Below are 12847 nucleotides of genomic sequence, written 5' to 3'. Positions count from 1 at the left end.
ACAGTCGATTACGACCCTGATATCTAAAACTTGCTAAAACCGTGCATACTAAACAGTGGCATGATATTTTGATAATGCAAATAACGAAAGCTTTTGTATTATCGATTGGAATTGCTAAGTCGGTATAGATAGGCGGAGATATCATGGTTTGGTTTAGTCTTCTGGTTTTAAGCATCATGCAGGTGATACTTATTGGCAAGGTGATACTCTTGGAAAATCGAGACCCAGGGAAAACAGTTGCTTGGCTCTGTATGCTCGGTCTTCTCCCTATCTTAGGATTCATCTTATATGTAGTCTTCGGCAAAAAAACTCAGGGACAATTATTTCATAAGAAACATATCCCCGATAATCGATTGGCCAGAATGGTTCACCAGCAGCAAAGCGACTCCAATCAGGAAGATATTTTACCTCTAGCGAATAATGACTCAGAAAAAAAACTGGCCAGTCTGCTCTTGAACAATGGCTTCGCCTCCATGACTGTTCATAATCAAGTTGAGATTCTCTTAAACGGAGGAGAGAAATTTCAAGCGTTATTTAATGCCTTAGAAGGAGCTAAACATCACATCCATCTCAGCTACTATATCTTTAAAGACGATGAAATCGGCGCAGATGTTTTGAAAATTTTATCTCGTAAAGCAACAGATGGGGTAGAAATTCGCGTCCTGCTTGATGGAATGGGCTGTGTTTCAGTTTCTGGGGGTTTTGTCCGCAGTATGCGGCAAGCCGGGATTCAGGCTGAATGGTTTTTTCCGATTCGGTTTCCTTATTTAACATCTAAGCTCAACATCCGCTATCACCGCAAAATTGTAGTTGTTGATGGATGTATAGGTTTTATGGGGGGACTCAATATTGGGGATGAGTACTTGTCTCGCGACGCTAAACTAGGATTTTGGCGGGACACTCATCTAAAATTGGAAGGGGAAGCAGTCCATAGCCTGCAATCTATTTTTCTCAATGATTGGTTTTTTGTGACCCATCAAAAGATTAGAGGTACCCAGTATTTCCCCCAGATCAATGATTATGATGTTTTACCTGTTCAAATCAGTGCGAGCGGCCCAGATTCCAACTGGGCGTCGATTTTGCAGGGTTTCTTTAACGCAATTGCAATGGCTAAGCACAGCGTCTACATTGAAACACCCTATTTTGTCCCAGATCAAAGCCTGATTATGGCCTTAAAAACAGCAGCGCTGAGCGGTCTTGACGTGCGACTTATTGTTCAGGGCATCCCCGAGCATAAAGTGACGTTTTGGGCAATGCGCTCCTATTTTTTAGAATTACTTCAAGCAGGCGTAAAGATCTTTCAATACATGAAAGGAACCCTGCATGCTAAGATCTTCCTTATAGATAATCATCTCGCTTCTGTAGGATCTGCTAACATGGATAATAGGAGCTTTTTTATTGATTTCGAGATCTGCGCTTTTATATATGATCAGTCCTTGGCTGATCGCCTAAGATTAGATTTTGAGCAGGACTTTAAAGACAGTAGCGAGCTTGACCTGCAGGCCTTTCGATCCCGTCCTGCCTTGGAACGCTGGAAAGAATCAAGTGCCCGTTTGTTATCACCACTTTTATAGATTGGTTACTCAGTACCCTGTCCAGATACAGAATTCAAAAATGATACACTGTAGGAGGATGACATCTTTGTCTAATATGACATTATGCGATCCTCTTTTAGTTTGCCTTCATACTAAGGTTATGCAAGACAAAATTCTCGTTTTTAAAATTTCACCAATTAACCCCATCAGAAAAGGCGTTTCAGATACGTCTATAGAAATAGTAACGCCATACCTATCTTAAATGGACAATGTGATGGTTTCGTTACAATATGCAGAGATTAAGAGTATGCAGCGAGAAGGAAGGAGGCTGACGACGAGGTGGAGGCCGATTCGTCCTTTGATGAGATCTATGAACTATTATTTCCTTTGATCTACCGATTTGTTTCGATCCGCGTGCCTAAGTCGGATGTGGAAGATGTGGCAGCCGAAATTATTGTAAAAGCATGGCGAGGTTTACCTAGTATAGAAAGGAAAACCGCTCTGAAATCGTGGGCCTTAAAAATTGCTACCCATCAGATCGCCGATTATTATCGGAGCCATAAACGCATCCCAGTGATACCTTTAGAAGAAATACCTATGCCTCTGTCTCAGGAGTCCGATCAAAGTGAGTCATGGACAACCCTTCTCAGTGTTGGAGAGGCCTTGGCAAAGCTCTCCCCTCAACAGGTCAATGTTATCCAACTCCGCTTGATCGAAGGTTTTAGTGCTGGAGAAGTTGCCGAAATCTTAGGAACAACTCAACAGGCAGTAGACAGTCTTTTATACCGAGCGAAGAAAGGTTTCCGTAAAATCTACCAGGGAAACCCGGGCAAAGGAGGAAGAGGCTGATGAACAGGTTTACGAAGAGAACGGATCTCGAGTCCCTCTGGGAAGAGGATGGTGATTTAAAGCGAATGAAAGCTTTCTTCCATATAATCGACACTGCTCCAGAGGAGAATGAACAAATCAAGCAAAGTATCAAACAAAAGGCCCTTGAGAAAATCTCTCAAGAAGAAGCCTTAGATGTATTTCCTGTAACCGACAAGCCAGGAGTAGTTCAACGAATCCAGGCAAAATTAAGGGTAATGACTGGAATCGAACGCTGGAAAATCGGATTTTCGGTCGTCGGACTAGCTATCTTAATGATCATCGGGCAAAGTGCTCTGAATTCTTCATGGAACATTTTCCCTCATATGGGCAATAAGGCTGAATTAAGCCAATCCGTAGCTAGGGCTCCTCAGATGACTAATTCGATTGAAGCAGGCGGACCAGTTATGAAAGGAAAGCTTTACGATGGCTCAGCTCCGGACGCGGCAGCAGACCAGAAAACGGATTCCTCATTTAGCTCGGCGGCCCCTTCTGCTAAAAACGCAGCCATAGCACCCCTGCCTCCAGACCAAGCGGTTGTTCCACCTGCTGATGCCGGTATTCCCCGGAAAATCACCTACGATTTGACTTTAACTCTCGAAGTGGATTCCATCGATGATACTGTTGCCCAGATCACTCAGGAGGTTCAACAACTCGGTGGATATATTGCTGAATCCCAACAAAGTGGAGTGGATAGTCATTCATCTGCCCAGATGACATTAAAAATTCCAGCCGTTAAGCTTAATGGCTTACAGGATTCCTTTTCTGCATGGGGCAAAATTCTCGATCAACGTTTGCTTGCCAATGATATTACCAACCAATACTATGATTCCCAAGTTCGCTTGCAAACTTTAGAGGCTGAGGAGAAACGTTACCTCGAAATCTTAGATGAGGCCAAAACCGTAGATGACGTTCTTAAAGTAGAAAACGCGTTGGGCAATATTCGTCAACAAATAGAACAACTCAAAGGGCAGCTTAAACTCTGGAACAATCAAGTGGATTACTCCACCGTAAATCTTCAGCTCGTCACTCTTCAAAGCCCAAACGTCAATGTCATAAACCCATGGCAACCAATCTCCTGGAGCAAAACTTGGCAAGCGACCCAGGATGCCGTACTGAAAACCATTAGCAGTACTTGGAATGTCCTTAATTATCTGGTGGTCGGGGTGGGGTATGTATTACCCTTTCTACTCATCGGTGTTTTGGGGTGGTTAGTATACCGGGTGTGGCGGAAGTAAAATCTAACAGACATTTTAACCGTTCTCAGATTCCAGTCGGACCAGAAGGCAGAAAGCGTTACTTCAAAGAGACGTGAAACAGGGGCGTAGCGAAACTAAACTTTCGCTACGCCCAGTTCTTGTTTGCTTCATGCCTGGCCCTTAACAATACTATAACCCCTCTCATAGCAATTCTTTACTGAAAAGACAAATGTCTGTATAATGAATTATATGCTGTGAGATCAGAGATTAAGAGATAGAAGATAAAAGATAAGAGACATCAGTAATAGGGGGTAACCACTTGAAATTAACGCAGCGATCAAAGTCTATCCTTGGAATCATTGGGATTACAATCGGAGCCATCATTGCCGCCTACGGTGTTCAGGGTTTTATTGTCCCTTCTGGATTAGGCGGAGGTGGCGTCGGCGGAATAGCCTTGCTTCTTTACTATACATTCAAATTACCCATAGGTCTTGTGACCTTTCTCTTAAATATTCCTTTGCTTGTGCTAGGCTGGCGTGAAGTGAACAAACAGTTTGTTTTCAAAACCATCTGGGGCTTGGTGATATTTTCCACATCGCTGGACCTATTTAAAGGAGTTCAGCCTGTAGCCCTAAATGACATTTTTCTGGGGGCACTTTATGGAGGGGTTATCTCCGGGATTTCCTCAAGCCTTGTATTTCACTTCGGTGGCAGCTTAGGCGGTACAGATATTGTATCTAAAGTCATTCAGCGTAAATATGGAGTACCCATGGGAACATCTGCCCTTGCTATTAATGGTGTTATTATTATGATCTCTTGGGCAATACTTGGCTCCAAAGCAACACTTTACACATTAGTTACCTTGTTTGTATATGGTCGTATACTTGATTTAATACAGAGTGGAGTTCCGTCGAAAGCAATTACCATCATTTCTGACCAGTCCGAAATCTTAGTTGACCGGATTATGATTGATTTAGGTAGGGGGGCAACGTTTTTACATGGAAGAGGCGCGTACTCTAACGAACCAAAGAACGTAATCATCTGTGTCGTCAGTCTACCAGAAATAGGTCGCCTAAAACAAGCTGTGCGAGAAGTAGATCCTCTAGCCTTTATGATTGTCCAAAATGCCGGTGAAGTCCTCGGCAGAGGATTTGTTACAAACGAGTAGTTTATTTACTTTTATATATTTAGAACATGCAGGATTCTAATTTCCAAAAGATAATTTATCGATCGGAATTATAACGAAGGTTTAAATTCCATTCCAAAATTAAAACCAGCGAAGTTTGAAGCGGAGACCACAATATTTAACTCTGAGGAAAAACCCGCTACTTAATTTCACAATCCATCGTTTTGAGCTTACTTAAGGTGACCAAACGATAACCACTAGCTTGGAGAGAATCAATAATGGGACCCAACGCTTTAACTGTTTGAATACGCTGGTAACCACCATCGTGCAGAAGGACAATTGCACCAGGAAATACATTTTTCGTAACATTAGCCACGATTTGTTTTACCCCTGGGTTACGCCAATCCTTGCTATCCACACTCCAAAGGGCCACGACTTGCCCATTTCTTTTGATAGTAGCGAGTTGACGCTCAGATAAGAACCCGCCTGGGGGGCGGTAAAAATAAGTGTGGACACCGGTTACAGCAAAAACTTCTTGGTCTGTTTGATTCATTTCCTCAATTAAATGGCGTTGCTGATAATCATGGTTAAAGCTATGGTTTCCGATTTCATGTCCTTCGTTAACTAAGCGCTTTAACAGAGCCGGGTTAGATTGAGCCGCCTGCCCCAAAACAAAGAATGTCGCCTGAACTTTCTTTTCTTTAAGGATATCCAACACATCGGGCGTATCTGTCGGATCTGGTCCATCATCAAAGGTTAGTGCTACAACTTTTTCCTGAGTATGAGCCATATAATAGGTACCAGGAGTCCGAACCAGAGAGGGTGTTGACATTGAACGCTGAGTGATGGTGAGTAAACCTCCCACGGCAATTAGAAACAAAATCACTAAGGCAAGCTTAAAGCGAGTTAACACATAAATACGCACGTTATTCACCCCCAAAATCGGCTTCTATATATACCTATTGATGAACCATAGGTTCCATGCATAATCATACAAAAAGACGTTCTGTACGGCACGAATCGACCCCATTAAGAAGCTGTAGAAAAAGCTGGTATTGGATGCGTCAATTGAGAATAGGGAAGTGATAGCTTGAAAATTAAAATCGGGGTTGACGGCGGAGGCAGTAAAACAGAGATTGTCGCACTGGATCAAAAGGATCAAGTGCTACGCTGCCTGCGCAAACCAGCGAGCAATTACCATGCGGTCGGGATAGAGCAAGCTGTCCAGCATATTGTAGAGGGGATTCGTGATGCCTTACAAGGTGATACACTAGAAGGAATCGGAATCAGCCTTGCCGGTATTGACACCCCCGAAGACTGGAATATTATGGCCGACGGCCTGAAACAAAACTTAAAAGCCTTATCCCTGAAAACAGTCTCATCACAAGAGGTTCCTGTGGTCCTAGAGAACGATGCCTTTGGGGCTTTAATGTCCGTTCGAGGAAAATTCTCCGGAAATGTTTTAGCGTCTGGAACAGGGGCAGTTGCCTTAGGTGTAAACACTGAGGGTGAGGTTTTTCGCGTAGGCGGATGGGGACATCTCATCGGAGACCAAGGTAGTGGCTATGATATTGGACGTAAAGCTTTAGCTGCAGCGGTTGCATCCTACGATGGGTACGGTCCTAAAAGCCTATTAGAAACTAAGATTACTGAACATTTGGGATTAGCACAAGTGCCTGAGATCAGCTACTGGCTCTACCAACCTAACCGCACGAACAAAGAAGTGGCTGCTTTGGTTCCAGTAGTTGTTGAGACCGCTCGGATGGGAGACTATATCGCCAAATTAATTCTCGATGAGTCAGGCCAAGCTTTAGGTTTATTAACGAGAGCGCTACTGCGGAAAACTCATGGCTTAGAAGTGGGGTTAGTCGGAGGAATCAGACATATTCTCGGTTTTATTGAACCGTCTTTACTGGCCACTATTCAAGAAGAATTTCCTACTGTTCAAATACTTAAGCCGAACTATCCTCCATCCGTTGGGGCTGCTCTCTTAAGCATGGTTAGCCAAGTCCGACACATTGCATTTTAAATCGTCAGAATGAAACCTTTTTTAAATTATGAACAAGATGTCCTTTGGAAGGGAGCGATTTATTTTGGGTGTCCGTTTTGTGTTCGGTCGAGCTGGAAGTGGCAAGAGCACCCTATGCTTGGAAGAAATCCGTAGCGAACTTCGACTGAAACCATGGGGTGCACCACTGATTCTCCTCGTCCCCGAGCAGGCGACCTATCAGATGGAAGTGACTTTAGCCAATACACCTGATTTAGGCGGAAGTTTACGAGCCCAAGTCTTGAGCTTTCGACGACTGGGTTGGCGAGTGTTTTCTGAAACCGGGGGAGGGCAAAAAGTTCTAATCGGTGCGATTGGAAAACGGATGCTTCTGCGGCGAATCCTTTTAAAGCATCGTCTTCATTTAAAAGCGTTCGCCCGAACCTCTACCCGACCTGGTATGGCCGATCTCCTAGCTCAAACAATTGGAGAGTTTAAAATTTATCGCATTACTCCAAACGATTTACATAAAATTAAAAATTCGAATCAACTTTTATTGGATAAGCTTCAAGACATAGCTCTTATTTACGAAGAATTTCAAACAGCTTTAGGCCATGAAATCCGTGATCCGGATGATGAATTGTCGATTCTTGCAGAAAAGATACCTTACGCACCCGTTATCCAAGGGGCACGCTTATGGGTAGATGGCTTTACAGGATTTACCCCTCAAGAGTTAGACGTTCTAAAAATGATTATGATCACGGCCAATGAAGTTGTTATAACGTCTCCACTTGATCCAGTTTTACTTGCAGATGAGCGCCAGCTGGAAGCGGGACCCTTTAAAGTGGGCGAGGAGTTATTTGCAGGTCCTTGGCAGACTTATCAGGACCTGCAACGCCTTGTTGCCGAGACAGCTATCCATTTACACCCTCCCGTCTTACTTGAAAGTACGGAACGCTATAAACATCCCTGGCTCTGGCATTTAGAAAAGTATTTTTTTACATATCCGACCGTGGCTTACGGGGAGGTTCCTTCTCCCTCACCTATGTCCAATCTCGCTGGATTTTCGATTAATCCAGAAAATCCTCTGGGGGATGGGATTCGGATTTTTTCAGCCGTCAACCGAAGAGCTGAAGTGGAAGGTGTTGCGCGAGAACTGCGTCGTTTAGCCCGGGATGAGGGAATGTGCTGGAATGAGATGGCGGTCATGACTCGCGACCTCACTGGGTATCACGAGCTGATTACCCAGGTGTTTACGGCTTATGAGATCTCACATTTTCTTGATCACAAACGTTCTGTCCTGCATCATCCCTTAATTGAGCTGATTCAATCCTTACCGGAAGTGGCGGAGAGTCATTGGGCTTATGAACCACTTTTTCGCTGCCTGAAGACGGACTTTTTCCCACTTCAGCGAGATTCCATCGATTGTCTGGAAAACTACGTAATCGAACATGGAATACACGGAGAAGGCTGGAACAGGAACGTAGCCTGGAAATACCATCGTCAATGGTCATTAGGGCAAAACGAAGCCCAACTTGCTACCGAGATAAAGTTTCAAGCGAAGCTTAATTCCTCTAGACAGATTGTTTATGACTCGATAGCCCCATTTATTCAAAGGGTCCAACCCAGTAAAAAAGCTAACGGATTAACGGTACGGGAAGTTACCGAAGCTCTCTATGAATTCTTAGAAAGACTTGATGTTCCTGCAACCTTAAGGACATGGTCGCAAAAGGCTCAAGAAAGTGGAGAACTTAGCGAGGCCAAGCTACACGAACAAATCTGGGAAGCCGTTATTCAGGTCTTGGATGAAATAGTTGCTGGATTGGGAGAAGAATATTTAGAGCTTGAGGACTATACCTTAATTCTTGCTTCTGGAATAGAAGCGATCGAACTAGGGCTGATTCCCCCTGGGCTTGACCAGGTTTTGGTAGGCTCATTGGATCGTTCACGAAATCCTGAAGTGCGGGTTCTCTTTCTTGTAGGGGCTAATGAGGGCATTCTTCCTGCTCGACCTAACTCCGATGGCCTACTTGATGCCGAGGAAAGGGAACAATTAGAGGAGGCAGGAATCACTCTTGCCCCGAAAGGGAAAACTCAGACCTTTGAAGAGCAGTTCTTTATCTATACAGCACTCACTAGAGCTACCGAAAAACTTATTGTGTGTTATCCCCTGACAGATGAAGAGGGGAAAGGACTGGCGGTTTCACCTATAGTCACACGACTTAAGAACCTTTACCCGCTTACGGAGAGCTTCTTAGGAAATCAGGAAGACATTGAACGTATTAGTCAAGCAGATTTTGCCCTTCAAACCTATGCTGAACAGCTGCGCACAGTTCGTCAGGGAGAACCGCTTTCTCCCCTCTGGAAAGCTGCTGAAATGTGGCTGATTCAAGATCCTATCCACAAAAATCAAGTGCAACGGTTACAGTCCAGTCTTCAGGTTCAAAATCAAGAAGATAAGATTCAACGCCCGCTAGCACGACGTTTATACGGTAAACGCCTAAAGGCTAGCGTATCTCGTTTGGAACAATTTGCCAAGTGTCCTTTTGGACATTATGCCCGATACGGTCTGAAGTTGCGTGAGAGGCCCACATACCAGCTTTCCAGTCCGGATATGGGTGAATTCTTCCATACTCTCCTGCATGATTTTGCCATTCAATTACAGGAGCGGGGCTTAGATTGGGGAAAATTGACGAAGGAAGAATCGTGGGCACTTGTCAGTGAACTAGCGGAACAACTCGCCCCTAGTCTCCAACACGAGATCCTCCTAAGTAGCGCTCGCTACCGCTATTTAACTCATAAACTCAAACGCACCGTTCATCACGCTGTTAGAGTACTCGGCGAGCATGCTCGTCGAGGGGTATTTATCCCGATCCAGCTAGAAGTGGGTTTCGGCCCAACGGAAACCCTCCCTGGGGTAGACATCCCGTTGTCAGAGGACGATTCACTACTTCTATGTGGGCAAATCGACCGTGTCGATGCTGCCTTCTTAGACGGAAAGGTGTATTTGCGAATCCTCGATTACAAATCCCGCGAAATATCCCTAGCACTGGATTCAATTTATTATGGTTTAAACCTTCAATTACTCACTTATCTAGATGTCGCCTTACAAGGAGCTGAAGTCTTGCTTAATACGACTTCGGCTTTGCCCTCACTAGAAACAAGTTCAGAAAACGCAGATACCGAAGTAGCAGCAGGCAGGGACAACAACTTTATACTGCAGAAAACTCCCGCAGGTTTCCTGTACTTTCCTGTGCTGGAACCCCAGCTAGAGGAAAAAATCCCCCTCAGCTCGGAAGAGTTGGAACAGCACCGTGTCAAGGCCGTTAAAGTAAGTGGGTATTTATTAGCTAATCCACGTGTCTTAGAAGCCATGGATTCTTCCTTTTCTACCGGACAATCTGATTTACTCAGTATCAAATTAAAAAAAGACGGGACCTTCAAAAAAGGCTCGAATATCTTGACCGAAGATCAGTTTTCCCGGCTCAGAGACTACCTTCGGCAGTGGTTTCGCCAGACAGGTGAAGAGATATTAAATGGTGATATCTCGCTTTCCCCTTACCGACGAGGGAAGAACACTGGATGCCAGTATTGTGCTTATAAGCCTGTTTGCCACTTTGACCCCTATCTGCCAGAAAACCAATACCGAGACCTGCCAACTTTAAAGCAAGACGAAATCTGGAAGCGTCTCGATGGGGTGGAGGAGGAAAATCCATAAATCATCAAGCTCAGAATTGTCTTAAAGGACAAAAGCGGACTTAGTGAAGAACAGAAATTAAGATTTTGCGTCAGTCGTTTGTCACTAAGTCCCTCTTCCGATTCACAAGAATTCTAGGAACTGTCTCAATTATTTAGCCATTAAAGGAAAAAGAAGAATTAGATAAACAATATTTTAATGCGTTGGTTGAGAACTTCTCAACCAACGCATTTTCGCCTTCATTCCATGACCTTTTTCGGATCCCACCCGCTGTAACCCACTGAGCAGAGCCATGGTGCGATAAGTACTGTACTTTTTTAGTCCAGTGCTTTGTCTGCCAACTTCTTGTACTTCCTAGTTACATTATGGCTTAATGGAATCACTAATTTTATCTTTAGTAATGATACATCAAGGTATAAACCGGGGTGTTGCTTCATTATTAACTAAATTTATAGATGTGTTTGATAAGATTAAGGACGTGAGCTATAATGCGTGGGCTGATTTTCCTCGCTAAACTTATGCCAGAATTAACAAAACTCCGACGCAGTTCAGCATACAGCTTTTCATCCTTTCGCCTGATGAAGTCCCAAAGATCGTCTGCCTTGCGATAAAGCCCTTTGTCCTCAGCAATATAGATATGAGTAAGAGTGATGGCTACCATCCTTGAAAGATAGAGAAGCATGTACCGTCTAAGATTCACACATTGAATGTCATTGAAAACATCGTACGCTTCAATCATCATGCACGTCACCTTAATCTGCTGGTCAATCCGTTTGATCATAACCTGTGTGTTAACAGATTGACCAGGCCGACCAATTAAATAGTGATATGGAGAACAGTCCAAATAAACCAAGCTTTTTACATAGGGCAGAGGTAGATAGGCGACAAGGTTGTCCACATAAAAAGTATGTTTGGGCAGCTTAAGGCCACACTGTCGCAACAATTCCGTCCGGTAAAACATGGAGTGCATGAGCATAAGCTGGTCAAAGCGAAAACGATGCATACTATCCCATGAAATTACTTTGCCCTGTGGAAAAACATTACTGTAGCGCATGACTTTCTGCTTTCCGTTGTAGGAATATTCGTAAACATAGTTAGTGATAAGCAGGTCTACGGAGCCAATGCTGCGCAGCAACGTAAGCACAGATATATAGTCCGAAATATCCAGCCAGTCGTCGCTATCGACAACCTTGAAATAAGTCCCCGTGGCCACCTCTAGGCCGCGGTTGACTGCCGAACCATGGCCACCGTTTTCTTTCTGCTCAAGGCGGACAATTCCGGGAAAGAGACTACAGTATTCGCGGGCAATTTCCGCCGTGTTATCTGCGGAACCATCATCCACTACAATAACCTCTACATCCTGCCCGCCCAGCACTAACGTATCCAGGCAGTGGCGAAGATAGTCCTGCGAGTTATATGACGGTACGACAATTGATAAAAGTTTAATAGTATTCATCTCCAGATTATCTTCATTTTGTCCGTTTTAGTTTCAGTTTAGTGTTCTTTTGCCGATTCGTACACCACATTTTGCTGAGTGCTTCTCCATATTGACCGTGAAGGGCTTTAATGTAAAGGAACATGCCCAGAGGCAGGAGTGCAGCATACTGTATCAGATGCAACAACAAGCTCGCTGACAGTGCCGTGGTCTGATCAATTCCCAGACCCCCAAGGCCCAGAATTGTCCCGTATTCAAAAAGGCCGATGGCACCTGGTGTGGCCGGTATAAAATTGATTATATTGGTTGCGGCAAATACGGCAAGCGACATGCGAATGGACGCCACCCATGGGAAGCCGAAAGCCACAAGTCCAATCCAAGTCGACACGAGCAAGAGAATCCATGAAAGGACTACCCAAAACATCATTTTCACTGTGTCAAAATTTAGATATTCATCGATATAGCTGTGAAGACGTGGCAGCAAAAAGATTAGAATCACAAACAATATAAACACAGCAATACAAAGAAATGTAAGAATCCACAGGGCCTCTAACAAATTTTGGTCCTTAAAACCGGCAAATGGAACTGCGAGAATTGAAAGCATCATAATGGCAGCAAAATCTGCAAAGGCCGGAATAATCAGCAGTTTTGTTCGACGTATGGCACTGTACCCTGGCGGGAAAAAAGCCGCCCGCAGACCCTCACCGACATGGAACGGCAAAACCATGTTAGCAGCGTGTCCTAACCCCACAATTTGTAGGGCCGTCATTCTGTCCATGTCCCGGTCAATACCACGTGTATAGGCAAGTCCACGAACATAATTGGCATATGCATAGATTGCCACTGAAACCACAGTAAGGCTTAAATTGATGTTCGCACGGAAAAGTTGGCCTACATGCAAGCCTTTGAGTGCTCCGATCGAGTAATAAACAATGATCGCGGTGATGGCTATACCTATAAACAGCTTTAGTTTTGTATTAATGGGCATTCACTTACTCCCT

General features: G+C 44.2%; 9 protein-coding genes. 6 read left to right on the top strand and 3 right to left on the bottom strand.

Annotated elements, in window-relative coordinates; all coding sequences use genetic code 11:
• Positions 1 to 143 precede the first annotated feature (143 nt).
• The 4 genes from cls (at position 144) to DSBG_RS08615 (ending at position 4769) form a co-directional block, all read left to right on the top strand.
• Positions 144 to 1574: a cardiolipin synthase gene (gene cls, locus DSBG_RS08630; protein ID WP_068963741.1), complete on the top strand. Its 1431-nt coding sequence runs from the start codon at positions 144 to 146 to the stop codon at positions 1572 to 1574.
• Between the two features lie 300 nt (positions 1575 to 1874).
• Complete coding sequence (locus DSBG_RS08625; protein WP_068963740.1) at positions 1875 to 2384, top strand: RNA polymerase sigma factor; 510 nt, start codon at positions 1875 to 1877, stop codon at positions 2382 to 2384.
• A complete protein-coding gene (locus tag DSBG_RS08620) occupies positions 2384 to 3640 on the top strand; it encodes a DUF4349 domain-containing protein (protein WP_068963739.1) in 1257 nt (418 codons plus the stop codon). The genes DSBG_RS08625 and DSBG_RS08620 overlap by 1 nt, the downstream gene beginning before the upstream one ends.
• Before the next feature lie 280 nt (positions 3641 to 3920).
• Complete coding sequence (locus DSBG_RS08615; RefSeq protein ID WP_068963738.1) at positions 3921 to 4769, top strand: YitT family protein; 849 nt, start codon at positions 3921 to 3923, stop codon at positions 4767 to 4769.
• A gap of 157 nt (positions 4770 to 4926) precedes the next feature.
• Here the strand turns inward: DSBG_RS08615 and DSBG_RS08610 are convergent, their stop codons facing one another.
• Entirely contained in the window at positions 4927 to 5652 is a 726-nt protein-coding gene (locus DSBG_RS08610; protein WP_068963737.1) for a polysaccharide deacetylase family protein, read from the bottom strand.
• A 165-nt stretch (positions 5653 to 5817) separates the two neighbouring features.
• Here DSBG_RS08610 and DSBG_RS08605 point away from each other — a divergent pair, with 165 nt between their 5' ends.
• The gene (locus DSBG_RS08605) at positions 5818 to 6756 is read left to right on the top strand and encodes an N-acetylglucosamine kinase (protein ID WP_068963736.1); all 939 of its coding nucleotides are present in this window, start codon (positions 5818 to 5820) and stop codon (positions 6754 to 6756) included.
• Positions 6757 to 6784: 28 nt separating this feature from the next.
• The gene (gene addB / locus DSBG_RS08600) at positions 6785 to 10432 is read left to right on the top strand and encodes a helicase-exonuclease AddAB subunit AddB (protein ID WP_242877492.1); all 3648 of its coding nucleotides are present in this window, start codon (positions 6785 to 6787) and stop codon (positions 10430 to 10432) included.
• A gap of 418 nt (positions 10433 to 10850) precedes the next feature.
• Here addB and DSBG_RS08595 read toward each other — a convergent pair whose 3' ends face one another.
• Entirely contained in the window at positions 10851 to 11867 is a 1017-nt protein-coding gene (locus tag DSBG_RS08595) for a glycosyltransferase family 2 protein (RefSeq protein WP_068963734.1), read from the bottom strand.
• 13 nt (positions 11868 to 11880) lie between these two features.
• Positions 11881 to 12834, bottom strand: coding sequence for a lysylphosphatidylglycerol synthase domain-containing protein (locus DSBG_RS08590; RefSeq protein ID WP_068963733.1), 954 nt, complete (start codon positions 12832 to 12834; stop codon positions 11881 to 11883).
• Positions 12835 to 12847 lie beyond the last annotated feature (13 nt).

This window comes from Desulfosporosinus cupriresistens, assembly GCF_001707885.1.
Lineage (GTDB): Bacteria > Bacillota > Desulfitobacteriia > Desulfitobacteriales > Desulfitobacteriaceae > Desulfosporosinus.
Note: the sequence above shows the minus strand (reverse complement) of the source record. Positions and strands in the feature narration are given on the sequence as shown.

Coding starts and splice junctions, on each gene's coding strand:
- cls (WP_068963741.1), top strand. CDS start 144: ATGGTTTGGTTTAGTCTTCTGGTTTTAAGCATCATGCAGGTGATACTT.
- DSBG_RS08620 (WP_068963739.1), top strand. CDS start 2,384: ATGAACAGGTTTACGAAGAGAACGGATCTCGAGTCCCTCTGGGAAGAG.
- addB (WP_242877492.1), top strand. CDS start 6,785: ATGAACAAGATGTCCTTTGGAAGGGAGCGATTTATTTTGGGTGTCCGT.
- DSBG_RS08595 (WP_068963734.1), bottom strand. CDS start 11,867: ATGAATACTATTAAACTTTTATCAATTGTCGTACCGTCATATAACTCG.
- DSBG_RS08590 (WP_068963733.1), bottom strand. CDS start 12,834: ATGCCCATTAATACAAAACTAAAGCTGTTTATAGGTATAGCCATCACC.